The 26,590-nt window shown below is 45.6% G+C and carries 23 protein-coding genes; 12 read left to right on the top strand and 11 right to left on the bottom strand.

The features are described from left to right. Positions 1-32: 32 nt before the first annotated feature. The 5 genes from ACO1NU_RS11760 to ACO1NU_RS11740 are packed head-to-tail and all read left to right on the top strand — an operon-like array spanning position 33 to position 4,802. Positions 33-1,547, top strand: a complete 1,515-nt coding sequence (locus tag ACO1NU_RS11760) for a lipopolysaccharide biosynthesis protein (protein ID WP_448818682.1) — start codon at positions 33-35, stop codon at positions 1,545-1,547. Between the two features lie 11 nt (positions 1,548-1,558). After that, positions 1,559-2,515 carry a glycosyltransferase family 2 protein gene (locus ACO1NU_RS11755; protein ID WP_448818681.1) on the top strand — a complete coding sequence of 319 codons (957 nt, stop codon included), beginning with the start codon at positions 1,559-1,561 and terminating at the stop codon, positions 2,513-2,515. 6 nt (positions 2,516-2,521) lie between these two features. Then, positions 2,522-3,091, top strand: coding sequence for an acyltransferase (locus ACO1NU_RS11750; protein WP_448818680.1), 570 nt, complete (start codon positions 2,522-2,524; stop codon positions 3,089-3,091). Continuing rightward, positions 3,066-3,950 carry a glycosyltransferase family 8 protein gene (locus ACO1NU_RS11745; protein WP_448818679.1) on the top strand — a complete coding sequence of 295 codons (885 nt, stop codon included), beginning with the start codon at positions 3,066-3,068 and terminating at the stop codon, positions 3,948-3,950. Before ACO1NU_RS11750 ends, ACO1NU_RS11745 begins: the two co-directional genes overlap by 26 nt. 3 nt (positions 3,951-3,953) lie before the next feature. After that, entirely contained in the window at positions 3,954-4,802 is an 849-nt protein-coding gene (locus ACO1NU_RS11740; RefSeq protein WP_448818678.1) for a beta-1,6-N-acetylglucosaminyltransferase, read from the top strand. Positions 4,803-4,827: 25 nt separating this feature from the next. On the opposite strand, the gene ACO1NU_RS11735 is transcribed toward ACO1NU_RS11740, so the two are convergent. From ACO1NU_RS11735 to ACO1NU_RS11710, 6 genes are read right to left on the bottom strand one after another with little or no spacing between them, the layout of a single operon-like run. Continuing rightward, a complete protein-coding gene (locus ACO1NU_RS11735) occupies positions 4,828-5,682 on the bottom strand; it encodes a glycosyltransferase family 2 protein (RefSeq protein ID WP_448818677.1) in 855 nt (284 codons plus the stop codon). Next, positions 5,669-7,189, bottom strand: a complete 1,521-nt coding sequence (locus ACO1NU_RS11730; RefSeq protein ID WP_448818676.1) for an O-antigen ligase family protein — start codon at positions 7,187-7,189, stop codon at positions 5,669-5,671. The genes ACO1NU_RS11735 and ACO1NU_RS11730 overlap by 14 nt, the downstream gene beginning before the upstream one ends. Beyond that, positions 7,189-7,329, bottom strand: coding sequence for a hypothetical protein (locus ACO1NU_RS11725; protein WP_448818675.1), 141 nt, complete (start codon positions 7,327-7,329; stop codon positions 7,189-7,191). Before ACO1NU_RS11725 ends, ACO1NU_RS11730 begins: the two co-directional genes overlap by 1 nt. Continuing rightward, entirely contained in the window at positions 7,326-8,519 is a 1,194-nt protein-coding gene (locus tag ACO1NU_RS11720; RefSeq protein WP_448818674.1) for a glycosyltransferase, read from the bottom strand. The genes ACO1NU_RS11725 and ACO1NU_RS11720 overlap by 4 nt, the downstream gene beginning before the upstream one ends. Next, complete coding sequence (locus ACO1NU_RS11715; protein ID WP_448818673.1) at positions 8,516-10,690, bottom strand: GumC family protein; 2,175 nt, start codon at positions 10,688-10,690, stop codon at positions 8,516-8,518. The genes ACO1NU_RS11720 and ACO1NU_RS11715 overlap by 4 nt, the downstream gene beginning before the upstream one ends. Beyond that, entirely contained in the window at positions 10,691-11,374 is a 684-nt protein-coding gene (locus ACO1NU_RS11710; RefSeq protein ID WP_448818672.1) for a TolC family protein, read from the bottom strand. It abuts the gene before it with no gap. A 402-nt stretch (positions 11,375-11,776) separates the two neighbouring features. Between ACO1NU_RS11710 and ACO1NU_RS11705 the strand changes: the two genes are divergently transcribed. The 3 genes from ACO1NU_RS11705 to ACO1NU_RS11695 are packed head-to-tail and all read left to right on the top strand — an operon-like array spanning position 11,777 to position 17,312. Beyond that, entirely contained in the window at positions 11,777-14,248 is a 2,472-nt protein-coding gene (locus ACO1NU_RS11705) for a T9SS type B sorting domain-containing protein (RefSeq protein ID WP_448818671.1), read from the top strand. Beyond that, positions 14,248-15,177, top strand: coding sequence for a PorP/SprF family type IX secretion system membrane protein (locus ACO1NU_RS11700; RefSeq protein WP_448818670.1), 930 nt, complete (start codon positions 14,248-14,250; stop codon positions 15,175-15,177). Before ACO1NU_RS11705 ends, ACO1NU_RS11700 begins: the two co-directional genes overlap by 1 nt. Positions 15,178-15,182: 5 nt before the next feature. Then, the gene (locus tag ACO1NU_RS11695; protein WP_448818669.1) at positions 15,183-17,312 is read left to right on the top strand and encodes an OmpA family protein; all 2,130 of its coding nucleotides are present in this window, start codon (positions 15,183-15,185) and stop codon (positions 17,310-17,312) included. A 21-nt stretch (positions 17,313-17,333) separates the two neighbouring features. Here ACO1NU_RS11695 and ACO1NU_RS11690 read toward each other — a convergent pair whose 3' ends face one another. Next, positions 17,334-18,422: a sugar transferase gene (locus ACO1NU_RS11690; RefSeq protein ID WP_448818668.1), complete on the bottom strand. Its 1,089-nt coding sequence runs from the start codon at positions 18,420-18,422 to the stop codon at positions 17,334-17,336. Between the two features lie 7 nt (positions 18,423-18,429). Further along, positions 18,430-18,816: a response regulator gene (locus ACO1NU_RS11685; protein WP_448818667.1), complete on the bottom strand. Its 387-nt coding sequence runs from the start codon at positions 18,814-18,816 to the stop codon at positions 18,430-18,432. Between the two features lie 241 nt (positions 18,817-19,057). On the opposite strand from ACO1NU_RS11685, the gene ACO1NU_RS11680 reads away from it, so the two are divergent. Beyond that, on the top strand, positions 19,058-20,347 hold the full coding sequence (locus tag ACO1NU_RS11680; RefSeq protein WP_448818666.1) for a citrate synthase: 1,290 nt from the start codon (positions 19,058-19,060) through the stop codon (positions 20,345-20,347). Positions 20,348-20,423: 76 nt separating this feature from the next. Here the strand turns inward: ACO1NU_RS11680 and ACO1NU_RS11675 are convergent, their stop codons facing one another. Then, complete coding sequence (locus ACO1NU_RS11675) at positions 20,424-21,692, bottom strand: NupC/NupG family nucleoside CNT transporter (protein WP_448818665.1); 1,269 nt, start codon at positions 21,690-21,692, stop codon at positions 20,424-20,426. Positions 21,693-21,729: 37 nt separating this feature from the next. After that, a complete protein-coding gene (locus tag ACO1NU_RS11670) occupies positions 21,730-22,326 on the bottom strand; it encodes a bifunctional nuclease domain-containing protein (protein ID WP_448818664.1) in 597 nt (198 codons plus the stop codon). Positions 22,327-22,394: 68 nt separating this feature from the next. On the opposite strand from ACO1NU_RS11670, the gene ACO1NU_RS11665 reads away from it, so the two are divergent. Further along, a complete protein-coding gene (locus tag ACO1NU_RS11665; RefSeq protein WP_448818663.1) occupies positions 22,395-22,730 on the top strand; it encodes a tetratricopeptide repeat protein in 336 nt (111 codons plus the stop codon). Further along, positions 22,723-23,946 carry a chromate efflux transporter gene (chrA, locus tag ACO1NU_RS11660; protein ID WP_448818662.1) on the top strand — a complete coding sequence of 408 codons (1,224 nt, stop codon included), beginning with the start codon at positions 22,723-22,725 and terminating at the stop codon, positions 23,944-23,946. The genes ACO1NU_RS11665 and chrA overlap by 8 nt, the downstream gene beginning before the upstream one ends. Positions 23,947-23,951: 5 nt before the next feature. Here chrA and dnaB read toward each other — a convergent pair whose 3' ends face one another. Next, positions 23,952-25,520 (bottom strand): replicative DNA helicase, encoded by a 1,569-nt coding sequence (gene dnaB / locus ACO1NU_RS11655; protein WP_448818661.1) that lies wholly within the window; start codon positions 25,518-25,520, stop codon positions 23,952-23,954. Between the two features lie 254 nt (positions 25,521-25,774). On the opposite strand from dnaB, the gene rlmB reads away from it, so the two are divergent. After that, a complete protein-coding gene (gene rlmB / locus ACO1NU_RS11650) occupies positions 25,775-26,539 on the top strand; it encodes a 23S rRNA (guanosine(2251)-2'-O)-methyltransferase RlmB (RefSeq protein WP_448818660.1) in 765 nt (254 codons plus the stop codon). Positions 26,540-26,590: the final 51 nt, after the last annotated feature.

Below are 26,590 nucleotides of genomic sequence, written 5' to 3'. Positions count from 1 at the left end.
GTCGAGTTTTTAACATTCGTATAATCAATCAGGTGAATAGAACAAAATCTGCTTTCAAAGGGGCAATCTCGTCTCAACTATATACGGTCTTGGTGATATTATTGAATCTCGTCACTACTCCGTTTATCCTGGGTCATTTGGATGCCTCCATTTACGGACTGTCCATCGTTATTTTTCAGATCACATCGTACCTGGGGATGTTTGATTTTGGACTGACTGCCGGCGTCGAGAGGTTCTTAGCAGGTACGAAGAGCGATAGTCAGGATGGCAGGCAGAAGATCCAGGAAATCATTTCTACCTCTTTTATTGTCTATGCCATTTTAGGAATGCTGGTCATCGTAGTCGGCGCAGGAGTTTCACCTTATGTTTCAGGGATTTTTGATGTTCCTGCGAAATCAGGCACGGACATTCAATCTATAGTGATTGCCCTGGCATGCCTGGTAGGCGTTCAGTTTCTTCTAAGATCCATCTCCGGGATATTTTTTGCTCACCAACGGCAGCTATTGTCTAATACACTCTCGTTCTTCCTAAGCATCAGCAATATTGCATTTACCGTTCTTTTCATCTACTTAGGCTACGAACTGTGGAGTTTCGTGTTCGCCCAGGTATTGGTTTTCGTCGTCAACGCCGTACTCAATTTGTATATATTCAGAAAGAGCTATCCCTATATCCGCCTGAATATGGCGGACTTCAGAATGCCCTTATTGAAGGAGATGTTCTCCTACGGATTCTATCTTTTTATTATCGGAATCGCTGTCCAGATCGTCTTTCAAACGGACCGGATCATTATCGGATCCCTCGTTTCTTTATCTGCCGTTTCGGTATATGCATTGACATCAAAGCTTCCTGAAATGGCCTCTCAGTTTATCTGGAAAATTACGGACAATTCCTTTCCTGCGATGGTTGAATTATCGAAGGGGAACGACATTAACCCGTTCAGGGTTGTGCATAATAAGCTGATGGATCTGACTCTTTCACTATCCACCACTGCCTTCTGGTTAATCTGCTTTATAACTGCTCCGTTCCTCAAGTTGTGGGTGGGGGAAAGCTTCTTTGCGGGACAAAACTTCGTGTTCCTTGTTGCCTATCTCTACCTGATCCAGTTAACGTTCATTCATGTGAGTGCAATGTGTCTTAACGGTGCAGGAATCGCCAAGCAGTTGTCGTATATGTCGATACTGGAAGCAGTCTTAAACCTGGGGTTTTCCGTTTATTTCGCTAAGAAGTTCGGGCTCATCGGTGTGCTCTACGGAACTGTGCTTGCGGGCCTTGCCACATCGTTCTGGTATGTTCCATACCTGACGAGTAAGTTTATGGGAATATCACTCCAAAAGTATATAGTTTCTCTGCTGAAGCCGATTCTATTCTGCTCGCTGTTCGATGGCTTGCTGTATATGTTCTTTAAAGATTGGTTTGTTGCGACAGGCTGGTGGTCATTTATTATGTATTTTGCTGCTGCTTCAATTGTCGTACTTATTCCCCTTCTCTTTTATAACAGGAGTGCTTTGAAGGAAATACGATCTAAATTATTTAAGACGGCTGTTTAATTTGTATCTACATGGAAAAGTTTGAGATTCCTTTAGTTTCGGTTATCATGCCGGCGTATAACTCCGGACAACTGATAAGAAGGTCTATTCAGAGCGTTATCGGGCAGACGTATAAGAGATGGGAACTGATTGTTATTAACGATGGTTCCAAAGATAACACTGCTGAAATAGTATCTGAGATGGCTGCTGTTGACCCACGGATAAAGCTGATCACACAAAAGAACGGTGGCATCGGCAGAAGCAGAAATTCTGGGTACAACCACGCGTCGGGGGAATGGCTGGCGTATTTAGATCATGATGATCTATGGACGCCGGATAAGCTGGAAAAACAGATGCATGTGGCTGGTCAAAATCCTTCCTATGACGTCTTGTTTTGCGGAGGCTGGTTTTTTTATAATGACGACCTTACTAACCTGGTAGATTATAAGACGATCTATGGAGAGTTCAGTGCTGAGAGGATGTTCCTCAGGCAACTTGAAGAGAACTATATCCCGACCCTGGCGGTAGTTGTTAAAAAATCAATTCTCGAAAAGATAGGTCCCTGGGATGAAAGTAAGGCTATACAGGGATGCGATGATTATGATTATTGGTTCAGAATGGCGCAGGTGAACGCGACTTTTTATGGTTTAAACGACAAGCTGTTTTATTACAGAAAGCATGGGAGCAATTATTCAAACGATGTCTCGAAAATGCTTACGGCCGAGGCCCATGTTTTACTGAAAGATTATGACCGTGCTATATTGAACAATGGGGCAAAGACCAGGCTATATAAAAAGAAGCTTCATTCGATACTTCTGGCACTTTTCCGAAACGGCGAAACTTCTAAAGTTAAAACCTTGCTTAAAGATCTTTACAGCCTTTTACCATCACCTATGTTGAAGGCAGCTCTGACAACTTTAAAGTATTCGGACTCGTATATGCCCCTGAAGGCTTTTTTGAAATTGGATAGGGTGCTAAATACTAATTGAACGTATATGCTAGCCAGAATTAAACAGTATCTCCGCAAAACCTTGCTGTTTTACAGCCTTCCGGGTGGAGATAAGATCAATGTGCACAAGAGCTTTACGATAGGTAAATATCGCAAGCTTTATATTTCCGGTGAGTCGACAGTCACGATTCAGCAAAACGTAGCGTTGAGAGAATTTTGCAATATTGTTGTGGAGAAGGGTGCGGAACTGCGGATTAGCAGCAACGTGTTTTTTAACAATCACTGTTCAATAAATTGCATGGAGCGGATAGAGATAGGAGAAGATACGCTGATCGGAGAAGGCGTGAAGATCTATGATCATAATCACCGGTATGTGACGGAACCCAGCTTTGAAGTCTTCAAAGACAGGTTCGTTTCCTCTCCGGTAAGTATCGGGAAAAATTGCTGGATCGGCAGTAATGTTACTATATTGAAGGGAGTCTCGATCGGAGACAATGTTATTGTCGGTGCAGGATGCCTGGTACATAGGTCCATACCCGCCAATCACATCGTTAAATTCAATTCCCAGTTAATTGTTGAACCACTTGAAAATGGAAATAGAGAGAAAAAAGCTTAATATCGTTTTTACCATCGATGAAAATTTCATCAGGCACTTCGCTGTGGCCCTGGTCTCTGTTCTGGAAAATAACAAGGACTTAGACCTGCGTATATTCGTTATTCACGACCTGGAAAACTCGGAGAAACTCGATAAGGTACTCAGCTTTTTCGAATCCAGATACGGTATTTCAGTGGAACAGCGATCTCTGAGCAGCTCTGCACTGGAAAATTACAAAGTATCGCATCATCTTTCAAAAGCGGTATATTTCAGGTTATTCCTGACGGATATCCTGCCGCCCGAAATCGATAAGATCCTGTTCCTCGATTCAGATCTTGTGGTTACATCATCCCTGTCATTTTTCGCTGATTTCGAGTTCCAGCAGCAGGCTCTGCTTGCTCAGGATGATATCGAACTTGATTTAAATATCCAGAGGCTGCGGGACATGGGATTCCCTCTGAAACGCTATTTCAATGCGGGCGTACTTCTGATCAACCTGAAGCTGTGGCGTGAAAGGAATATGGCGGCAAAATTCATGGAAATTGCTAATGCGTACATGGACAAGCTTGCCTGGTGGGATCAGGATATTTTAAATATCTGTTTCTATGACCAATGGGAGTACTTTGATAAAACGTACAACAGTCTGCATCTGCGCCATAAGCTAAAGAAAAGACCCGTGATCATTCATTATGCAGGCCCTTCTAAGCCCTGGCAGTACATGAATAATAATCCGTACAAATCTCAATATTGGAAGTACCATCGAATGACACCCTTTAAGCATATCCCGATCGAAGGCCGTACGCTGAAGAGTATCTGGAGGAAGAACTACATCATCTTCAAGGTGTTCCTGATCAACACGTTCACCGATAAAAACTACTAAAGGATGCAGGTTGCGCATATCATCATGGCTCACAAGGATCCTTTGCAGGTAAAGCGACTTGTAGACAGGCTGCTGCACCCTGGCTGTTCTGTTTTTATTCATGTTGACAGAAGTAAAGCTATTGAGCCGTTTAGGGAGGTGATCACTAACCCGCAGGTCCGTTTTGTAGAGCGCCGCATCAAGGTCAACTGGGGTGGATTCAGCCAGGTTCAGGCTTTTATTCATTCAATGGCTGAGTGTATGGAGTGTGCGCCTGAGACGGAATATATTAATTTCCTGAGTGGACAGGATTACCCGCTACGAAGCATGTCTGAGCTTCAGGAATTCTTGTCATTACACTCAGGAGCTGCTTTCATGGAATATGTCACTGGTGGCGATCCGTGGTTAGAAGAGTCAAGAAGAAGAATAGCGCAGTATCATATTACGGATTACACGTTTCCGGGACAATATAAACTGGAGAAACTGATCAATTACCTGATGCCCAAGCGACAGTTGCCCGCTGGTTTCGAGCTGGTAGGGCGATCGCAATGGTTTACAATCGACAGCGAATCCGTACGCTATATTCTAGACGTGATCAGCACGAACAAGCCGATCGTAAATGCTTTCAAACACAGTTGGGGAGCAGATGAACTGTTCTTTCAGAGCATCTTATACAACTCTTCGCTAAAGCCTAAACTGGTCAATGATAATCTTCGGTACATTGACTGGAGTGCCGCACAGTCGAGTCCGAAGGTCCTGACGATCGGCGATGCTGAAGCCCTGATCCGCTCAGGTAAATTCTTCGCCAGAAAGTTCGACTCCCTGGTTGACGAGGAGATAATGGACTATATCGACAGCAAGCTAGTCCGTTAATTCTAAGGGCAATACGCTAGTAAGATTAGCCTTCGTTCTTAGAAGTTTTGGTGTCGTGATCTTTCTCTGATCTGAGCATCTGGAATGAGCGCTTAACTTCCTTTACTATTCTATTGCTCAGTGCTTTAGTGAAGCTTCCTTCCAGGGCCAGGGTGCGGGGTCCGGTCCACGGCCGTGCAGCATTTGATGTTACAGGCTTTATCTTACCATATTTCATCATATCGAAAGCAAGTCTTCCATCCTCACCCCTGATATTCGCCATTACGTAGCCTGCCTTGAGTCCAAACTCCTTTATATACCCCATACTAATACCGTATGTATTCAGATAGGGGCGTTTAATTTGCCGGTAAGAGGCAATCACATCCTTTAGCCGTTCAAGTATAAAGAGCTGCCACCTTGGATATCCTGGCTCAGGCAAGAAAGAATATCTGCCATATACACAAACCACGCCGGGTTCGCGTAAAACTTTCATCATTTCATCGATCCAGCAATCGGGATAGAGACAATCCGCGTCAGCGAGTAAAATATACTCCCCTTTAGCATTTTCCTGACCCATTTGTCTGGCAGGTCCGCAGCCTTGTATAGACTGAAATACTTTTCTAACATGCAGCCGGTCAAGAGTGTCCTGTGTTCTGTCTGATGAATTATTGTTCACGACGAGGATCTCGAAGGGGATACGTGTTTTAGATCTGGATAGCGAGCCTATACAGCGCAGTACGTTTGCCTCTTCATTATAGGCAGCAATGAGGACGGTTATTACCGGTGTGTTGCTTAGAACAGCATCTAGCCGGCTGTTTACTTCATCTATAGCGCTCTGCGGAATATCGTTATACGTGTTATAAGGCAGATTAACATCCTTTATCCAATCAGGTATTTTCATCAGTATTGTTGAGGTTTGAAAGGTGAATATTCTTTCTCTTCGTTATGTCCAAACGCTTGGTTATGGTAATTAGTGCTGCGAAAAAGTAGAAATAAATATTGGAGGGGTATTGCACGATAGCCTCCTGCGGGTAGTTTCCGACGGCGTAGGCGAAGACAATTACGGTCATGGCCAGACAATACGATCGTAGCTCAGGATCTTGAATCCGGAAAGAATTATTGATCCCGGTAATCAGGATGATAACCATCAATGTACAGATTAACAGGAGACCGATAGAGCCTGTTTCTACCGCTACCCTGACATATCCGCTATCGGGCGGGAACTTAGCAAGTTCAGAGTTGGGCGAAAATCTTTCGCCCCAGGTGCCGGTTGACCCTAGTCCGCCACCGAAGGGGTGGGTCTGTATGAACGGCTGGATCTTTGCCTGATTGATTTTCCTCACATTGAATGAAGCATCCTCAGAGGGCCGGAACGCAGATTGGAAGCGCTGAATGCTTGGACTCGATGTTGGCATGAAGATCAGCGCCCCCATGATTGCTCCGGCTATGATGCTGAAAATAATCATGTTCCTGTTCAATTTCATGATGGCGAGCAGGATCAAACCCGCCGGAACAAGGACGTATGCACCTCGCGTTCCGGAAAGCATCATCGCGAGAAAGAAAATGAATGCCATAGACGCCAGAAGGATCTTCTTTGTATTGCTGACAGGTCCGAAGAGCATACATATACAAAACAGCGTTGCAGAAACCATATTGTACGCAAATGCTACCGGATCCGAAAAGATGGAAAATTTTCGCCAGTGACCGCCTATGAAGTAAAGACTTCGAAGTCCGGGATCCTCGAGGCGCTTTAGCTCCCAGGAGGAAAAGCCGAAGAGTTCCTGTTTAAACGCATAAGCCGCTGCGAAGAGCGCCAGCGCCAGCCATATCTTCAGCATCCATTTAACCAGGCGGAGCGTGCGGATATTGTGACTGAAGATAAAGTACATTAAAGTAACAACTGCCACTGTTCTAACGGTGTACAGCCAGGCCATGCGGGATTCGGCTGTTGGATTTGCAAGTTGTAAGACATTGTAAGCCACCCAGATCAGGATGATGATTCCAATAGGTTCCTTGAAGACGCTCCAGTCGGGTTTCCGTTTCTGGGCAAGTAGAAAGCCCAGAATAAGCAGTGCCTGAATACCGTCCATTACCGTTCCGAGAGGTATACTGGAGATCATCCCATAGATCCACATGACCAGGTACGCCGCGATAAATATGATCAGTATGCCGAATCGCGGGAATGCAACAATCCCGAAAACAGCAGGTAAGGCGAGCATGGCAACGAGCAATAATATTCCTCCTGTCATTCCCTGCCTGTAAACGACAAAGGAGCAGAAGACGCTGAATACAGAGAGCAGGATCAAGCCTTCCGGATTGTTCAGTTTTTCGACCAGAAAAATCCGTTTTAAATAGGCTGCCAAGCTAAATTTCTTGTGCGGCTTGCGTAAGTTGATGACATCTTTCATTATAAAAATATCAACTTGATGAAAAAGTAATAAACGATCAGGCAAACCAACGCTATTGCCGCTTTCCGCTTATATTCCTGCAGCTTCATCTCCAGCCTGCGGATCTTCTCATGGTCTTTTTTGACAGGATCTACCCTCATTTCTCCTCGTTTAGCTTGTCGATCGATCTTGAATGATAGTGCTTGGTCGCTACAGAGATTTTATTTGCTTTCCTGATCTTCAACAGAGATAGAAGCTGATAGTACATGAAGTTAGGAATGTTCTTTAATGACTTGTATATGCGTCTGTCTGTTGTGGGCTTGGAGAGTGCACTATAGAAGCCGTAGATGAAGATCATAAAAGCAAGCAACCAGATCAGGCTGGTCAGGGGACTCACCAGAAGGTTAATAAGAAGGCAGAGAGCAGATAGGAGGATGAAGATAAACAAGGGGGGCCTTAAAAGAGTAATGCCAAAAAGCAGCTGATTCAGACTGGAGTTTTTGATGCCTTTACCGACAAGAGAAAACCCGAGAGAAAAATACTTGAACCAGGTGTTAATCCAACGTGACCTTTGTTGCACTAGCTGATCAGAACGGGAGGTTTTTTCGTCGTAAACGATTGCTGATTCGGCGAAAGCAATTCTTAAATCTCTGCCGACAATAGCAGCCTGAAGAACCTTGTCGAAACCTGCACCCTCAACAGGATTGTTTTGCAGACATGCTTTGTACAGCGGCACTGAAAATGCCATTCCTGAGCCGGCCAAGGTAGCCGAAGAGCCTGATTCAAAGAGCAGCTTACCATCGTAATGATGGTAGTAGATATCCCTGGCGGCATCAAGGCACGCGTAGGTGGTATCCAGGTTCTTGGCTTCTCTGACTCCCTGAACGGCCTGAAATCCCTGCTGAAGCACAAAAACGAGTTCATTCAGATATTCGGGGTGAACAAGGTTATCACTATCAATAATTGTGAGATGTGTATGGGGCCTCACAAAGCGATCTATAGCATAAAAGTGCGATTTAGTATTGCTGCCCAGTGTCTCGGCGGGACGTAATAGTGATACGTTCTGGCTGCCGAAATCAAGTCCTGTTATATCACATTTGTCGGCAACTACATACACATGATAATTGGAATAGTTCGACTGGAGGATAGAGGAGACCACTGCAGGCAGCGTATGCGTTTGCTCGTAAGCGGTTACGATAATGGCAAAGTCGGTATCCTGCGGAGTGCCGGTTGATCGCAGATGAGTAGTCCGGCGCCTGAGTCTCCATAGGAGAGATAGCAGAGACGGCCACACGAGGTAAAATCCGACTAAGCATTGAACGATCTTCCAGATTACATTTGCTACCATCATGCTTTACTTTTCGTCACATTCGTATTTCCGTCGCGCGGTTCATTCTTGTTCAACACCCAGCCGTCGAACTTGTTCTCTAGGGATTTCAGGTATTGTATATGGTTTTTCTTTTCGTCGCTGAGGGTTTGTCCCGCCTCGAACACTGCCACGATATTGCCGGCAAAGAGCATCCACTCCTTGCTTTGGTTCATAGCGGATACTGGCGGCGTTTCAATAATGATAATATCAAAGATCGTCTTGAGCTCTTTCAGCTTAGCCGAGATCGTTGGCGCATCCGCAATTTCCAATGGAGACCGGTCTTGCCCCTTATTTGCGAGAACGGTAACCGCGGAAGAGGGGCTGATATGGGTGAGTCCTATTGCCCCTGTGAGATAATCTTCGATGAAGACTTTTCCTTCCAGAGATTGACTTATGTCGGGATGCCCAAAGTTCCCATCGATCAGGAGGACTTTCTTGTCGGTCATCTTCCAGGCATGCGTTAAGCTGAGGGCCAGAAGGGTTTTTCCTTCAGATTCTTTCATGCTTGTTATCGCAATTATTCCGGATTGAAGCTCGCGGTCAATTTCGAATCGAATAGAGCGTAACTGGCTTTTAAATGTATCCAGGTTTGCTGAGGTGGAGCCTGACCAGATGGCGTTTAGGTCAACCTTTGAGCCGCGCACTTTATTCAGAACACCCAGGACGGGAACATTCGTTTTGTTTGCCAGATCCTTTGCAGTGGTAATGGAGTTATCCAGGAAAAACAGGATAAAAAGCACCACCAGGCAGAATACGAATGATATTATGGCGCTCAGTATCACCAGAAGCATCTTTTTCGAAGGCTGAGGCAGTCCAGGCATCGCTTTTTGCACCTGGCTAAGCTTGATGGTAAAGCCCGATTCCAAACTGCTCTGATTGAACTTGTTGAGTGCGTCAAGATATTCTGTGCTGGAGATCTGCACCTCACGTTCGAGAGACTGAACCTCGGCTTCATGCGGCACCATCTGGTCAAACTGTCCGTTCAGGTTGTTCAGCTCTCTGTTGATCGTGTTTAAGCTGTATCTGGACAGGTCGAGCTGCACCTCCAGTTGTATTTTCTGTTCGACGAGCGTCTGTTTGGTGGCCAGCGGGCTGTTCAGGTATTGATCTGCTGAAGTGTTGATCTGATAATTCAGGATCCGCTGCAAAGAATCTATGGATGCTTTATTTACAGGATCAAAATCATTCTGCACGTAGAGGTCATAAAGAGACTTTAACTCATCCTTGGTAGAGGCCAGTCTCTGGTTTGCCTTGGTGAGAGATGACTCCAGATAGCTTCGCTCCCGGGGAGCGAATTTTGCTTCGATTTCCTCAACTGCACCTGTATTGGCGGCTATTTCCTTCAGAATAGCCTGTTTTTGATTGTTGTATTCTATTATTTGTCCATATAGCTGACTGGACTGCTCTTCCAGATTCAGCACACGGTTCTCAATTTTATAGTTTCTAAGTGCCGCGATCCTGGAGTTCATCTCCGATCTTTTCTGAGCAACCAGGCTGTCGAGAAACACATTGGCCCGCCTTTGGTTGGTCTTCACGACATAGGCGTAGTGTTTGATAAATTCTTCTATTACTGTATTGACGATGAATGCAGACAGCTGTGGATTTTCTGAATCAAATTCAACATTGATAAAGTCACTGTCGCCTGCACGACCTATACCGATACGGTTTTTAAGAGATTCATTGTCGTATTTGAGATCACGTAAGATATTATGCAGTTGACTCTGTTTTTTATCCCAGAGATTCAGCCCTTCAGATTTGGCGTATTTGTCCTGGAACGTTATGATCATCTGTTGTTTCTCGCGTTCACTAGTTTCGTTTAGCACTGACTGGATGTCTCTGAATGGAGTTTTGGAATTCAGGTCATGGATAATGAGTTTATAAGATACCTGATCCAGTATTTTTTTTAATCTCATCATCTCAATGAGATTACCAAACTCCTGATTCACTTCAGCCCATCCTTTCTGGCCGTTTTCGCCTGTGATCGCGGTTTGTGTCTGATCTACAATTCCTGTAGCGATTTGTGATTGTGATACGTAGGAGTTTGGAAGATTTCTAACCAGGAAGTAGGTGATGACCAGGGTCAGGGCAGGTATGATGATCAGGGTAAGGCGATTCTTTTTTAAAAGCCTGATGAACTTATAGAGGTCTTCCATTTACTTTATTTCTTCCAATTTTCTAACCAGTAATTCCTCAAGTGATGACTTGGCGGTAATCATATTTGCTTCTGCTTGCACCCGGGACATTTGCGCGCTGGACAAAGAAGTTGATGCTGTATTATATTCCTGCAGGGTAATTTCGCTTCGTTGATATTTTAGTTTTTGATCGTTGAATGAGGTTTCAGCGTCGACAACAATTTTGTTCTGCAACCTGAGTGTGTTCAAGCTCTGGAGATAATACATATATCTGCGGGTGACCTCGGTTTCCAGCTGAAGTGCGTATTCATTTTGTTCCAGCTGCGCGATCGCGACTTCTTCTTTTGCTGCTTTGATAGTGAACGGTCTCCTCAGGAGTGTACCGGGACTTATGGACACACCAAACTGGTATCCTGTAAGGAGCTGAGGATTTACAATGTCAAGGGTCCTGTCACCTGACCTCAGAAGATAGGAAAATGAGAAAGGATCCAGCCATGCTGCCTTTTCACCTGATAGATTATTCTTTGCAATCCTGACCTGATGATCATAGGCTTTAGATTTTGGATAGTTTTCTTTGGCAATTGCGATCAACTTTTGAACATACAAAGGTGAATATTCAGTCATTATCGATTCCTGTGCGGTCGCAATCTGAAAGATCAGGACAAATTGAAAAAAGAGTAGAGCAGATGTTTTCTTCTTGAACATTGTTAGTCGTAGAAAGAGGCGAAAATAAACAACTTTCGCCATTTTATTGGTTTAACAAGATGTTATTAAAAATAAGGATGATTTTCTAATTTTTGATATTATTTTCACATATGGGGAAGAAAGTTCACATGTTGGGTGTGAGTTGACATTCACACAATAAGGATCGGGCTTTTTTGTCGATATAAGTTAGGGGTATGCTAAATTAAATGACATCGTTATCAGTGTTTTACAACTAATGAGCGTCGAATTTGTTGTGTGGTTGTCCCTGGCTGTATTTTTGTTTCAGGCGAACGGTCAGGCTCTATTTAAAAAACACCGTTGTTATCATATGTTTGTAGCTAATTTACACGCTCTATTTAAATTTTTATGACCAAATCTTTACAGCTTATCACATGTTTTCTGATGGTCGTAACTCTCTCGAATGTCGCGAAGGCTCAATTTCCTTATAATGAGAGTTTTAGGAATGCTACAGCTGAGGGCGTTATATTCGGAGGCGCACCCTCCGCGTTCTTAACCGCAGCACCGGGCACCGGGCCGGCCGGAACGAGTATAGATCCGGTGGGAAACGGATACCTCCGGCTCACCAATAATGCAAATAATCAGAAGGGCTTCGTTTATAGTACAAGTACTTTTCCATCGTCTAAGGGCTTATCCGTAGATTTTGAATATTATATTTATGGGGGTAGCGGAGCTGACGGAATCAGCTTGTTCTTATTTGATGCTACCGCTAATCCTTTTGTGATCGGGGGATTCGGAGGATCACTCGGTTATGCGCAAATCACGACTACGGTCCCGGTTTCTCCAGGAGTATCAAAGGGCTACCTGGCTATTGGTCTGGACGAATTTGGTAATTTTTCCAATACCAACGAAGGAAGACAGGGTGGTATTCCGGGGCGGAGACCGGGATCTGTCACTTTGCGGGGCAGGGGGGACGGAGCGGCGCTTGTTCCCGACAATTACCGCTTCCTGACGACGGTCAGAACGGAGGACCTTGGATTTCCTCTTACGGTTGGGGGACCTTCCAGAAATTCTAGTCCCACGTTAGCAGGATACCGGAGAGTTTCTATGGAACTGGTGCCTGATCCCAGGGGCGGATATAATATCACCGTGCGAATTTCCCGCGGGGGAGCCCGACTGATCACAACCACTGTTATTGACAATTATTACTATCCGGACATCGCTCCGGCTACGCTGAGCTATGGAATAGCGTCTTCAACCGGAGATCAGACTAATTTTCATGAGATACGGAACGTTCAGATAGATGTTATTAACGTTGGTGAGCTGGCGAAGCCTACGGTGATTGCTGACAGCCTTACTGTATGTGCCGGGCAGCCTGCTTTTCTCGATGTGACGCTAAATGACAAGTCTAATGAAGGCGGAGTGATCAATACAGCATCCGTGGACCTTAACCCCTCTCTGGAAGGCGTGCAAACGGCTTTTACGGTAGCAGGGCAGGGGACGTTTTCGGTCAACACAGAAGGAATTGTGTCTTTTACGCCGGTAAGCGGTTTTACGGGTACGGCCGCAGCGAGCTATACCGTGAGAGATAATTACGGTGCTCAATCAGACCCGGCACCCATACGCGTCACGATCAGCCCGTCACCCGTTCAGTCGGATGCCGGACGAGATACCATACTGAGCGTCGGAACAGCCGGAAGAAGCTACACGCTCCGCGGAAACACCCCCGCTTCAGGAACCGGAGTTTGGACCCAGATAACGGGACCGAATACGGTGGTGTTTAGCAATTCTGCATCTTCAACATCAACTGTCAGTAACTTAATTGCGGGTGCTTACATCTTCCGGTGGACCCTTACTTCAGCCGGGGGGTGCCAGGACTTTGATGATGTACTGATTACCGTCAATTCTCTGGTGTTTACTGCTCCTGACATCGCAGTGAGCGGTCCTGTAGACGGGCGGGTTGTCGTTAATGTTCCTGTTCCACCGGGTGGTTCTGTCATCATCACGAGACCACCTTCTAATGGTACAGTAACCATCGATCCGGTTACAGGCCAGATCATCTACATACCTAATCCCGGTTATTCGGGTCCTGATGATTTTGAATATGTAATTGTAGATGGAGAAGGCAACCAGTCGACACCGGGTCGGGTAAATGTGGTGATCAACCTACCGGTAAAAATCGGTCTTGCAAAGGCAGTCAGTTCGGTGGTGAAAAACATAGACGGAAGTTATAATCTGAGGTTTATCTTCACGGTCGTTAACTACAGCAATGTGCTTGTTGATCAGTTAAGCCTTGTTGACGATCTCACCGCAACGTTTAAGGAATCGCGTTTCACCGTTAGCGGCTTGTCGAGCAGCGGCACCCTGCAGGTCAATTCAGGATTCGACGGGAGTTCTGATAAGGAGCTCCTGCTGCCTGAGAGCACGATCAGGGCAGAGAACAAGGAGTCTGTAGTACTTGATCTGATCGTTTATCCCGCGTCTGAGAGTTCAACGTATACAAACACTTCGTTTGTACGGGGCAGATCTATACGTGACGGCGTAGAAGTATCTGATCAATCAACAAACGGACTATCTCCGGACTCCAGAATTTCAGGCGACCCAAGTCCCTCAGATCCAACGCCTGTCTCTCTGGTCAGGGAAAGCCTGTTCATTCCCGGAGGGTTTTCACCAAATAACGACGGCATCAATGATTTTCTGATCATTCAAAATAGCTTAGGGCGGAAGATTCATTTAGAAGTATACAACAGATGGGGGAACCGGATCTATCGGGCCGCAGACTACCAGAATAACTGGGACGGGCGATGTACGGAGGGAATCCATATAGGTGATGATGTTCCGGTCGGCACGTACTACTATGTGGTTATCATAGATGGTCAGGATAAAATGTCGGGCTATATCACAATCAACAGGTAATGAAACTCAAACTCATAACAATAACTATCCTGCTTACAAGCGCCCTTGCTGGGGTGGCGCAGCAGAATCCCATGTATTCGCAATACATGTTTAATACCATGGCTATCAATCCGGCGTATGCGGGGAGCAGGAATGTTGTTTCGGCGACGGCATTGCACCGCAATCAATGGTCAGGAATGGAGGGGGCACCCAAGACCACCACGCTGACTATCGACGCTCCGTTCCGGAGCAAGCGGGTGGGGGTCGGATTGCAGCTGATCAACGATCAGCTGGGAATTTCGAAGACCACGGGTGCCGTTCTGAGCTACGCATACAGGATCAGGATGGACAAAGGTTCGCTTGCTTTTGGCGTTCAGGGTAGTGGTGTCCAGTATCGTGCTGACTATACCAGTGTAGATCTGGGAAGCGGCGGGGTATATGACCCGGCCTTCTCAGAGAACGTTAATAAGATGCTGTTTAATTTCGGCACCGGTGTTTATTATAATTCCGATAAGTTCTATGTGGGCTTATCGGCTCAGGATCTCCTGAACACCCGGATCACAGAATATGAGGCTCCTGAGGATTACGCCGGAGGCAGCTTCAAAAATCTCCATTTGTTCTTTGCCACCGGCTATGTCTTTACGCTGGATGAAACCTTCAAGCTGAAGCCCTCCGTTCTGGTTAAAGCCGTAAAAGGAGCTCCACTTGAAGGTGATTTAAACGCCATGCTGTGGATAAACGATGTGATTGCTGTAGGTGGTCAGTACCGTACGAATGCAGATGTTGCCGGTATCCTTGAAGTGCAGGCCAGCCCGCAGATCCGGATAGGTTACAGCTATGATCACAGTGTTACCCGGCTGCGTAATTTCAATTCAGGCAGTCATGAAATTATGTTGCGTTATGAATTCGGCTTTGAACGCGGAAAAATACTGTCGCCCAGATACTTTTAAGTCTTATGAAACACTTTTTACAAAGGTTTTTTTTAGCTTGTTGCCTGGCATGTGTATGCCTGGGTAGTACAGCCTATTCGCAGTCTTCAAACCAGTCGAGATCTTTCAAGGCAGGGAAGTCTGCATTTGATTCATTCCGGTATATGGATGCAATAGGAAGTTTGAGCCGGGTACTGGTGGCAGACTCCTCCAATGTGGAAGCCATGGAGATGCTGGCCTACAGTTTCAGACAGACGAAAAGATATCCGGAGGCTCTCCGCTGGTATGAAAAGCTGAGTCAAACGAAGCCTTTGAAGGCTGAATGGGCACTATTCTATGCGGAAGCTCTGGCTACGGATCAACAGTACGAGAAGTCTGAGAACTGGTACAGGGCATACCTGCGCTTGATCCCTGCAGACCGGAGGGCATTAGCTTTCGCACGTTCGAATCCCGGGGCATTTGCAAATGAGGCGACCTTCTGGAGGGTCTCGCTTACGGATCTTAACACCTCTGCTTCGGAATATGGTCCGGTTTTCTATAAGAATGGCCTTCTGTTCAACAGCAACAGGGTCACCGAGCATCCCGTAAAGAGAGTTTTTCCATGGGATAATACCCCTTTTACCAATCTGTACTATATCAACGATCTGAAGCGTATCAGAACGATGAACGATCATTCCATTGGTTCTTATCTTAAAAGGCCCAGTCTTGGTTGGAAGCAAAATGATGATGATACGGCTCCGACATCCAATGACAGCAAGACACTGGGTCAGTTTGATCCATCGGTATACGGCGACTCTACAGGTGCCAGTCCCGTTCTGAATAATGGTATAGAGCTGCTCCGGGGAAACGTAAACTCGAAGTATCATGAAGGTCCCGCTGCCGCTTTTCCTGACGGTTCAATTATTTTTACCCGTAACAACTATTTCAGGGGTCGGGCCGGACAGAGTGAGAAGGGGATCAACAAGCTGAAGCTGTACATTGCCACAGGGAACAAGCTCGGGACAATTTCGGAGTTTCCGTATAACAGCGATGAATATTCGACCGGGCATCCTGCACTAACTCCCGACGGGAATATCCTGGTCTTTTCTTCTGATATGCCTGGTGGTTATGGAGGTACGGACCTTTATTATTCGGTACGCTCGGGAAGCCAGTGGACCCGTCCGATCAACTTGGGGAAACAGATCAATACAGAGGGAAATGAGCAGTTTCCTTCCATATCAGCTGAGGGGGTCTTGTTCTTTGCATCAACGGGGCATCCGGGACTTGGCGGACTGGATGTCTTTCAGGTTTCTCTGGTAAATATGCGACCTAGCGGTGCACCGCGGAATATGGGTACTCCGATCAATTCGTCTAAAGATGATTTCGGCTTCATCAGGACTGCAGATGGTAAGAGCGGTTACTTCTCGTCTAACAGGGGAGGTAATGACGATATTTATCACTTTGAACAAGCTACCTACAGGGTGATCCTGGAAGGCCGGGTTACAGATGGAAGATCGCGCTTGCCCCTTGCGGGAAGCAGATTGTTGCTCAGGACGCTGGATGGAACAGATACAGTTCATACAAACGCGAGGGGAGAGTTCAGGCTCGACATGAAAAAGGAGACTGACTATGAAATCACTGCTCAGAAGCTTGGCTATGTGAATCAGCTCGTTTTCCGGTCATCAATAGGCATTGAAACAGACTCTGTTGTAAGGACCGATGTACAGCTATTCAAAACGGAAAGTTCACAACAATATGTCATTTCTAACTGCGACTCCCTCAAACGCGTTTTTGCGGTGGAGAGCATCTTTTATGATCTGGACAGGGATGAAATCCGGGCTGATGCGCGTCGCTCGCTGGACAAGCTGGCAGCGCTGATGAGAGCACACCCAGAGATGAGCGTGATTACGTCAAGTCATTGCGACAGCCGCGCTTCAGAAGAGTATAATCGTAATCTATCGATGAGGAGAGGTATGTCGGCCAGAAGCTATCTGATTTCAAGAGGTATCAGCGGCAGTCGTATCAAAGTGGAATACTACGGTAAAACCAGACTGTTAAACCGCTGCTACGATGGTGTAATCTGTTCGGAAGCAGACCAGCAACTGAACAGAAGAACGGAGTTTGATGTGATTCTGAATGGTGTGAACCTCAGTCAGCTGGATTGCGACGAACTTTAATTTGAAGAGAAGGAAAAGGTCTCAGACCTTTTCCTTCTGTAATAACGCCGGGAAGGTTTTCAGTAAAATCTTCAGGTCCAGCCAGAATGAATATTTGTTTGCGTAGAAATTGTCGAGTTTTTTACGTTCCCGTTCAGACATATCTTCTTTTCCCCGCTTGCTGATCTGCCATAAGCCGGTAAGCCCTGCAGGTCCGAGAAAGCGTGTAGTCCACTCGTTTGAAGTCAGCATTTCGGCCTCGTAAAGCGGAAGCGGACGGTTGCCTACCATAGACATATCGCCAACCAGCACATTGAAGAGCTGAGGGAGTTCGTCGATACTGGTCATTCTGATGAACTTGCCAACCTTGGTGATACGAGGATCATCCTTGATCTTGACAAATGCAGATTTACCCTTTTCCGAATCAGTGTATTGATTTAAAGAGGAGAGCAGGGCGATTTCTTTATCCGCATTGGTCCTCATAGACCGGAATTTATAAAAATCGAAGATTTTGTAGCCTGTGCCAACTCTCTTGCTTTTATAGATCACCGGCCCGCGTGATTCGAGTGCGATGCATGCTGCAACAAATAGGAACAGCGGTGACAGAATGATCAGTGCGCAGCCTGAGGCCAGGATGTCGAACGCCCGTTTATAACCTGGAACTGTATATCGTACGTCCACCTTTCCCGATAATTCTGTCAGGGTAGGTTTAATCAACTTGAACTTGACCAGGAAGGAAAGACGTTCACAAAGGTCTTCGGTGGGGAAGGGATAGTTATAGTAATCGTGTACCTTTAGGGAAATAGCCTTCCTCTTCCACTCTTTATTTACGAAGGCAGACAAGACGACGATGATCATACCGCCCAATAGGGGATTCTTCTTGATGTTACCCACCTTTTGAATCCACTCACCTTTGAAGTCCGCTTCGATGAGCAAGATATCGGGAAGAGTAAGAAGCGATTGATCGTTTAGAAAGCTCTCTATATTGTGAATAGTCAGCTCCCCCGGGTATACATCATAGTAAGTAGAAAGATCAATGAACAGGTAATCTTTCAGTTCATTTCCAACATAAACGATACGGGCATTCACACCGGATCTGCTGAGCGTGCTCAATGATGATTCAAACAACATCTGTTAGTTAATTTGCGGGTTTATTTCGTGTAGAAAGGAGCTTGGTAATCTCTGTTTTCAATGCTTCCGGATTGAAAGGTTTATGTATGTAAGCCTCAGCCTTCCTGCTCATGCTATCGGCAACTCCCTGCAAGTCATCGTTACCGGATAGCAAAATGACGGGTATATCGCGATAATAGCCACTTACTTTCAGGTTGTGAATAAAGGATGTGCCATCAAAATAGGGCATGTGAAGATCGGATATAATCAGGGCTGGGTCGTTACCTTCTTCAAGCCAGCTGATTGCTTCTACTCCACTATTTTTTATGACCAGCTTGTAATCTTTGGAAAGTACAAAGTTCAGTAGCTTCAGTATACTTATCTCATCATCCACTATAAGTATTTCTTTCTTCATAAGGTAAAGTCTGCTTGGCTTCCGGTGTAATGTATACGTTCTACGCCCGTAATGTGAAAAGGTTTGAAATCTTTACATAAAGATACACATAAATGGTATATTGTGAACTGGAAATTAACCAAAAAGCGATTTAAACGGGATAATTTCTTAGTTTGCGCTTACAAAAAAATTACAATACGATTCCATAATTAACTTTCAGGATTTACATATTTAATTAATTTTGCGTTGCAACACCCAAATTATGTCAGAAAAAGCTACATTAAACCTAGGAGATAAAACGTACGAGTTACCGGTTATTACCGGTACTGAGAATGAAAAAGCTATAGATATTTCAAAGCTGAGAGATCAGACCGGATATATTACACTAGACAGTGGGTTTAAAAACACTGGCAGTACCAAAAGTGCTATTACTTACCTGGATGGCGAGCAGGGTATCCTGAAGTATCGCGGATACAAGATTGAGGATCTTGCAGAAAGGTCGAGCTTCATCGAGGTTGCATATTTGTTGATTTATGGAAACCTGCCGACTCAGACAGAGATTGATAATTTCAAACTTCAGATAAGCAAGCATATGCTTCTTCACGAGGATATGAAGAAGTTCTATGACGGATTTCCTCCGAAGGCACATCCGATGGGCCAGTTGTGCTCACTGGTTAGTTCGCTATCGGCATTTTCTCCTGAGAGCCTTAATCCTAACCCCTCTGAGGAAGATATTAACTTAAGCATTATTAAGCTGTTTGCTAAAATGCCGACTATCGTTTCGTGGATTTACAAGGGATCACTTGGTGAGCCTTTTATTTATCCGAAGCACAGCCTGAGCTATGTGGCGAACTTTATGAATATGACCTTTGGTCAGGTTACAGAAGAAGTGGAGATTGATCCTGTAGTAGTAGATGCACTTGATAAGCTGCTGATCCTTCATGCAGACCATGAGCAGAACTGCTCAACATCCACTGTTCGTATCGTTGGCTCTTCAGGATGTAATTTACCTGCTTCTATTTCTGCCGGTATTTCAGCGCTATGGGGGCCGTTACATGGTGGGGCTAACCAGGCGGTGATTGAAATGCTTGAGCTCATCAAGAACGACGGTGGTGACACCGAGAAGTGGATCAACAAAGCAAAAGATAAAGATGATAACTTCCGTTTGATGGGCTTCGGTCATCGTGTTTACAAGAACTTCGACCCTAGAGCTAATATTATAAAGTCAGCTTGTGATAAGATCCTTGATAAGTTGGGTATCAATGACCCGATCCTGGAGATCGCAAAGAAGCTTGAAGAGGCGGCGCTGAACGATCCTTACTTCGTAGAGCGTAAATTGTACCCGAATGTGGATTTCTATTCAGGGATTATCTACAGAGCTTTAGGATTCCCGACAGACATGTTTACCGTCCTTTTTGCTCTGGGACGTCTACCGGGATGGATTGCACAATGGAAAGAAATGAAAGAGAACAAAGAGCCTATCGGCAGACCTCGTCAGGTATATGTTGGCGGAGTTGAGAAGCAATATGTTGATATTGCGGAGAGAGGATAATTTCTCCTTTAACATAAAAAAGGGTGTCTGAAAATTTTTCAGGCACCCTTTTTTATGTTTTATATTTCGTCTCTTTTTAGAGGAGAATTCCGGCAATCGTTGCGGAAAGATAGGAGGCAAGCGTACCGCATATCAGTGCTTTTACGCCCAATTTTGCAAGATCCGATCTTCTTTCCGGAGCAAGTTCTCCGATGCCACCCACCTGTATCGCAATAGAGCTGAAATTGGCGAATCCGCATAAAGCGAAGCTGGTGATGACGAGGGTTTTCGGGTCTATGGTATCTTTTATCTTGGCTAAGTCAAGATAGGCAACAAATTCATTGATCACCATTTTGGTGCCCATTAAGGAGCCGGCTGTGTGAATATCTTTGAAGGGAACTCCCATCGCCCAGGCGAAGAGCGAGAATAAAGCTCCGAGAATCTGGTTCAGGCTCAGGTGATGAATGTCAATACCTACAAAAGAAAGCGATAAGCCCCATCCGCCCAGAACGGAACCGATACTTCCCAGAACATAGTCAACAAGGGCGATGATCGCAATGAAGCCGATTAGCATAGCGACCACGTTTAAGCCTACTTTCAATCCGTCGCTGGCGCCGTGTGATATGGAGTCTACCAGGTTGGCACTGGTTTTCTTAATTTCAAGCGATACCTCGCCTTTTGTTTCAGAGACCTCGGTTTCAGGCCAGACTATTTTTGAGATGACAAGGGCAGCCGGCGCGGCCATGATGCTGGCTGCCAGCAAGTACTCTGCCGGCACGCCGAAAGAGATGTAGATCGCCATAACGCCTCCGGCAATACAGGCCATGCTACCGGTCATGGATGCAAGGAGCTCCGACATGGTCATGCCTCTGAGATAAGGTTTGATCATGATCTGGGCTTCTACCTGTCCTACAAACGCACTGGCGATATTAGAGAGAGCTTCAGCTCCCGAAACTCCCATGAGCTTATAAACTCCATAGGCGAATACCTTTACAATACGTTGCATGATACCCAGATAATAGGCGACGCTGACGAGTACTGCTACGAAGATGATGGTAGGGATGATGTTAAAGAAGAAGATGGTATCTACTCCGAATGCTGTGTTAAGTGCTATTCTGTTAGCCAGGGGGCCGAAGACGAAGTTGGCACCTGCATGAGAGAAGTCGAGTACTTTGGTGACACCTGCGCCAAGCCACGCGAATATTTGTTTTCCTGCAGGAACTTTAAGGATAAATACGGCTAGAACGAGCTGGATGGCTAAACCGGATAAAACAAGACGATAGTTGATGGCCTTACGGTTGTTAGACATCAAAAAAGCGATGGCGAAAATCAGTACGATACCGATTATGCCGGTGAATCTTTCCATTTATATATTTCTGTATTTGTAAAATTCTTGGGAGGTCTTAGGAAGACTTTCTTTTGGAGAGCTCATCACGGATCTTAACGGCTTTTTCATATGCTTCTTCAGCAAGTGCTTGTTGCAGCTTTTCTTTCAGCTCGTCGTCACTTAGTGCGGTATAGCCTGCGCTGGCTTCCTGCTTTTCTTCTCCGGCCGCGCTGTCTATATTTTCAAGGAAGACAAAGTCATTGCCTTCAATCATAATGCCTGCGGATGCGAGTATGAATTCGTATGTATGGATAGGGCAGGCAAAGCGTACGGCAAGGGCTACTGCATCTGACGTGCGGGCGTCAATTTCCTGTATTTGATCACCGTCGCTACAGATCAGTTTGGCGAAGAATATTCCGTCTACGAGATTGTAAATAATTACCTCCTGGATGTTAATCTGAAAGGCTTGAGCAAACGACTTGAACAGGTCGTGAGTAAGAGGGCGCGTCGGTGTCATCTTTTCGATTTCGACAGCTATGGCCTGCGCTTCTGATCCACCTATTATGATGGGTAGCCGGCGTCGTCCATTCACTTCCCCCAATACGAGAGCGTAAGCGCCGGACTGTGTCTGACTGTAAGATAACCCCACAATTTCCAATTTGATTTTTTTCATTCCGTTTACCCTTAATCGCCTGTTTTGTTTTATTTTGCAAAAATAGATTAAAAAAGCATTTTTTTATAATGAACGACGACCGATTGCAAAAGCTTTTCGCTTTTTTGGAAAATGATCCTTCAGATCCCTTCATTAAATATGCTCTCGCAACTGAATATACGAAAAGACTTGAGCTTGAGAAAGCGCTTTCTTACTTCGAGGACCTGCTGACGAATCATGAAGAGTATGTGGGGACGTATTATCATGCCGGTAAGCTCTACGAAAGGTTGGGAAGAACAGAAGACGCGATAAAAACCTATCAGAAAGGAATGTCTGTTGCAAAGGCTGTTCGTGATATGCACGCTTTTTCTGAATTACAAACAGTATATCTATCTGCCACCGGCCAGAACTACGAAGATGACTAAACTCAATGCCAGGAAGCTGTTGTTTTTGCGGGATGTTCTGGTATTCACGCTGACAGCTTTCGGCGGAGCGCAGGCACACCTTGCGATGATGCTCAAAGAGTTTGTGATGAAGCGGCGGTATATCAGCGAGTCTGAGCTAATGGAGCTGAATGCGATGACTATGCTGCTTCCCGGACCCTCTTCCACGCAGACGCTGGTGGGTATAGCCTACAAGGTGGGAGGCTTGTCACTGTCTCTGATTACCTTCCTTATCTGGATATTCCCCTCTGCTGCTTTTCTATGCTTCATGGGGGTCATTTATTCCTTTCTGGGTACAAGGGAGAGTTATCATCATGTGATGGCTTATATACAACCCATTGCAGTCGGCATAGTCGGTTATGCTTCTATTACGCTGGGTCGGCATCAGTTGAAAACCAGGCTGAGTTTATGGCTTGCCTTTGCGGCGGTGGTTGTAACGCTGATTCTGAAGAACGCCTTTGTTTTTCCGATTCTGATTCTGATGGGCGGGATAATTTCCTCTGCTCTCGAAAATTCGCCTGATGAGAAGGATCTGCAAACGAGTGTTTTCAAGGGAATTAACCAGAAGAAAGTGCTGTATTTTATTGGTATTCTGCTCTTGTTCGCGACGCTAGGTGCGATTATCAATCAAACATCGCCCTTTAGTTTACCTATCCGCCTGTTTGAAAACTTTTACCGGAACGGTGTCATTATTTTCGGAGGGGGGCAGGTGCTTGTACCGCTGATGTTCACCGAGTTTGTGGAGATGAAAGGATACCTGACTTCTGACCAGTTCCTGAGTGGTTATGCGTTTCAGCAGGTACTTCCGGGACCTACCTTTTCGTTTACTTCTTTTGTAGGCACGATGGCCATGAAAAATGCGGGTAATGGACTTCCCGGGCAGATTGCAGGCGGCGTGGTTGCTGCCCTCGGGATTAACCTGCCGGGTGTGATCCTGGTGTTGTTCTTCGTGCCTTTCTGGAATGATCTGAAGAAGATCGGTCGCATAAAGAAGTCGCTTTCAGGAATCAATGCAGTGGCTGTGGGCTTTGTTATTGCGGCTTTTCTGTTCCTGTTGCAGCCGGTATTCTCAAAGACGCCGGCAGTGGGGATTTTTGAGTCTGGGATTATCCTTGCTACTATTGGTTTGCTGCAATTTACCAGGATCAGAACCCCCTGGTTGATCCTGATGGGGGTTCTGATCGGTTTTATATCTTAGGAGCCTTAGAAAGGTGCTTCGTCGTCCATCTCATCCATTCTGGATGGTCTGGTGATGAAGCTGTTTGGCTTATCGAAGTCTGTTGAAGGAGCCATTCCAGCAAAGGGGTCTGTGCTCGCTGCCGCTGAGTTGACACTAAAGTCATCTTCCAGGTCGGCAAACTTCACATACTTACCTACGAAACGCAAAGGAATCGTGCCTGTTTCACCGTTACGGTGCTTGGCAATGATTACTTCGCCAATACCGACTGTGGAACGACCTTCTTCATCCTCGGTGAGTCCGTAGTATTCCGGTCTGTACAGGAAGAGTACCATATCGGCATCCTGTTCAATGGAACCAGACTCACGTAAATCGGAGAGCATCGGCTTTTTGTTCCCTCCCGGGCGGCTTTCAACTGCACGACTCAACTGAGAAAGTGCGATAACGGGTACGTTCAACTCTTTTGCGACAGATTTAAGTGCACGGGAAATGCTACCAATTTCCTGCTCACGATTACCACCTTTGCCTTCACCCTTACCATGCATCAGCTGCAGGTAGTCAATGATGATCATCTGGATGTCGTATTGGGCTTTTAGTCGCCTGCATTTAGCTCTGAATTCAAAGATATTCAATGCCGGTGTGTCATCTATGAACAAAGGAGCCTCTGTTAAGGTGCCTATTTTGGAGTGAAGCTGCTGCCATTCCCACTCGGCTAGGTTGCCTTTTCGGATTTTTTCCTGTTCGATTTCCGTTTCTCCCGAGATCAACCTGTTTACCAGCTGAACGGAGGACATCTCGAGAGAGAAGACCACAACCGGTTTGTTGAACTGAACGGCGGCGTTCCTCGCACAACTTAGTACGAATGCTGTCTTACCCATTGCCGGACGTGCCGCAATGATAACTAAGTCAGACGGCTGCCATCCGGAAGTCATTCTGTCGAGTGCGGTGAAGCCGGAAGGTACACCGGTAAGTCCGTCAACACGGTCACGCAGTTTTTCCAGGGAATCCAGCGATTCGCGAATGATATCGTCCATCTTTCTTGAATCACGGCGGAGGTTATTCTGGGCTATGTCGAAAAGGTTCTTTTCAGCATGGTCCAGAAGGTCAAATATATCTGTGGTGTCTTCGTAAGCATTCTGAATGATCTCAGTAGAGATTCGAATAAGCTCTCTCTGAATGAACTTTTGAGAGATGATACGCGCATGATATTCGATGTTCGCTGCAGATACAACACGGTTGGTTAACTCTGTTATGTAAAATGCGCCTCCAACCATTTCCAGATCGCCCTGTTGCCTGAGCTGAGACGTTACCGTCAGAATGTCGATCGGGGAGGACTTCTGGAAAAGGGTAGCGATGGAAGCAAAAATCTTCTGATGCGACTCCTTGTAAAAGAGTTCAGGTTTAAGAATGTCAATGACTGCAGACAGCGCGTCTTTCTCCAGCATGAGCGCACCCAAAACCGCTTCTTCTAAATCTAGAGCCTGAGGAGGTAGCTTTCCGAGCCCGCTTACCATGTTTGTAAGACGAGCGCGCCTGTCTGTACCCGTGGATTTCCTGTCAGGGTTGAATCCCCCATTTTCCATGTCTAAACTCATGCTGCAAAAATACATAAACGCTTTGTGTAGTTCTGCACAACAAACCAGAAGGATGGTGTTTTTTACAATAGCACGGGTTTTAGATATCCACATTGAAATGTGGATAAGTTGTTAGTGTAGTGCAATTATCAGGCGTTTAGCTACGTTCGGGGTATGTTAGTAAAATTAATTGATGTTAAAAACGAAATCGTTCGAGAATTTATTAAGTATTATATGCTCAAAAAAACGGTAATTTGTCAGATAAATTTTTATGAATGAATACTAATTCCGAGAGGGCCCGCAGGGAGCATAACCAGATGATTTTTGGTATCCGCGCTTTGATCGAAGCGATAAAAAGCGGACAGGATATTGAGGCTGTGTACGTGCAGCGTGGTCTTACAGGTGCTTTATTTAATGAGTTAAGGGTCTTATTAAAAGAGGCTGAGATTACCTATCAACAGGTACCGGTTGAGAAACTAAATCGCATTACGCAGAAGAATCACCAAGGCGTGATTGGGATGATATCTCCGATCACGTATCAGAAGATAGAAGATATTGTTCCTCAGATTTACGAGAAAGGAGAGGTTCCCTTACTGCTGATTCTGGACGGAATTACAGATGTGCGGAATATGGGAGCGATTGCGAGAACAGCTGAATGTTCAGGTGTAAATGCCATTATCGTTCCTGTTAAAGGGTCGGCGCAGATTAACCCTGACACGATCAAGACGTCGGCAGGAGCGCTTTTCAATATTCCTGTTTGCAGGCATGAGAACCTGGGTAAAGTGGTGCGTTATCTGCAGGAATCTGGTATACAAATTGTTGCCTGTACGGAGAAGACGAACGACTACTTATATAAAGTTGATTTCAAAGGTCCGACAGCGATCGTGATGGGTTCAGAAGAAGATGGGATTTCTTCTGAGATCATGCGGATTGCGGATCATCTGTCGAAAATACCGATGAGTGGAACAATTGGTTCGCTCAATGTATCTGTGTCTGCGGGCGTAATTCTTTATGAAGCCGTGAGACAGCGGACCGTTTAAAGGTCAGCATATAGTAGTTTATTGAGAGGACATTAAACTAACCAAAATTAA

The sequence above is a fragment of the Arcticibacter sp. genome (assembly GCF_053551015.1).
Note: the sequence above shows the minus strand (reverse complement) of the source record. Positions and strands in the feature narration are given on the sequence as shown.

Coding starts and splice junctions, on each gene's coding strand:
- ACO1NU_RS11750 (WP_448818680.1), top strand. CDS start 2,522: ATGCTAGCCAGAATTAAACAGTATCTCCGCAAAACCTTGCTGTTTTAC.
- ACO1NU_RS11705 (WP_448818671.1), top strand. CDS start 11,777: ATGGTCGTAACTCTCTCGAATGTCGCGAAGGCTCAATTTCCTTATAAT.
- chrA (WP_448818662.1), top strand. CDS start 22,723: ATGACTAAACTCAATGCCAGGAAGCTGTTGTTTTTGCGGGATGTTCTG.
- dnaB (WP_448818661.1), bottom strand. CDS start 25,520: ATGAGTTTAGACATGGAAAATGGGGGATTCAACCCTGACAGGAAATCC.
- ACO1NU_RS11730 (WP_448818676.1), bottom strand. CDS start 7,189: ATGAAAGATGTCATCAACTTACGCAAGCCGCACAAGAAATTTAGCTTG.
- ACO1NU_RS11720 (WP_448818674.1), bottom strand. CDS start 8,519: ATGATGGTAGCAAATGTAATCTGGAAGATCGTTCAATGCTTAGTCGGA.
- ACO1NU_RS11755 (WP_448818681.1), top strand. CDS start 1,559: ATGGAAAAGTTTGAGATTCCTTTAGTTTCGGTTATCATGCCGGCGTAT.
- ACO1NU_RS11710 (WP_448818672.1), bottom strand. CDS start 11,374: ATGTTCAAGAAGAAAACATCTGCTCTACTCTTTTTTCAATTTGTCCTG.
- ACO1NU_RS11665 (WP_448818663.1), top strand. CDS start 22,395: ATGAACGACGACCGATTGCAAAAGCTTTTCGCTTTTTTGGAAAATGAT.
- ACO1NU_RS11700 (WP_448818670.1), top strand. CDS start 14,248: ATGAAACTCAAACTCATAACAATAACTATCCTGCTTACAAGCGCCCTT.
- ACO1NU_RS11685 (WP_448818667.1), bottom strand. CDS start 18,816: ATGAAGAAAGAAATACTTATAGTGGATGATGAGATAAGTATACTGAAG.
- ACO1NU_RS11680 (WP_448818666.1), top strand. CDS start 19,058: ATGTCAGAAAAAGCTACATTAAACCTAGGAGATAAAACGTACGAGTTA.
- ACO1NU_RS11735 (WP_448818677.1), bottom strand. CDS start 5,682: ATGAAAATACCTGATTGGATAAAGGATGTTAATCTGCCTTATAACACG.
- ACO1NU_RS11725 (WP_448818675.1), bottom strand. CDS start 7,329: ATGAGGGTAGATCCTGTCAAAAAAGACCATGAGAAGATCCGCAGGCTG.
- ACO1NU_RS11690 (WP_448818668.1), bottom strand. CDS start 18,422: ATGTTGTTTGAATCATCATTGAGCACGCTCAGCAGATCCGGTGTGAAT.
- ACO1NU_RS11745 (WP_448818679.1), top strand. CDS start 3,066: ATGGAAATAGAGAGAAAAAAGCTTAATATCGTTTTTACCATCGATGAA.
- ACO1NU_RS11670 (WP_448818664.1), bottom strand. CDS start 22,326: ATGAAAAAAATCAAATTGGAAATTGTGGGGTTATCTTACAGTCAGACA.
- ACO1NU_RS11715 (WP_448818673.1), bottom strand. CDS start 10,690: ATGGAAGACCTCTATAAGTTCATCAGGCTTTTAAAAAAGAATCGCCTT.
- rlmB (WP_448818660.1), top strand. CDS start 25,775: ATGAATACTAATTCCGAGAGGGCCCGCAGGGAGCATAACCAGATGATT.
- ACO1NU_RS11695 (WP_448818669.1), top strand. CDS start 15,183: ATGAAACACTTTTTACAAAGGTTTTTTTTAGCTTGTTGCCTGGCATGT.
- ACO1NU_RS11675 (WP_448818665.1), bottom strand. CDS start 21,692: ATGGAAAGATTCACCGGCATAATCGGTATCGTACTGATTTTCGCCATC.
- ACO1NU_RS11740 (WP_448818678.1), top strand. CDS start 3,954: ATGCAGGTTGCGCATATCATCATGGCTCACAAGGATCCTTTGCAGGTA.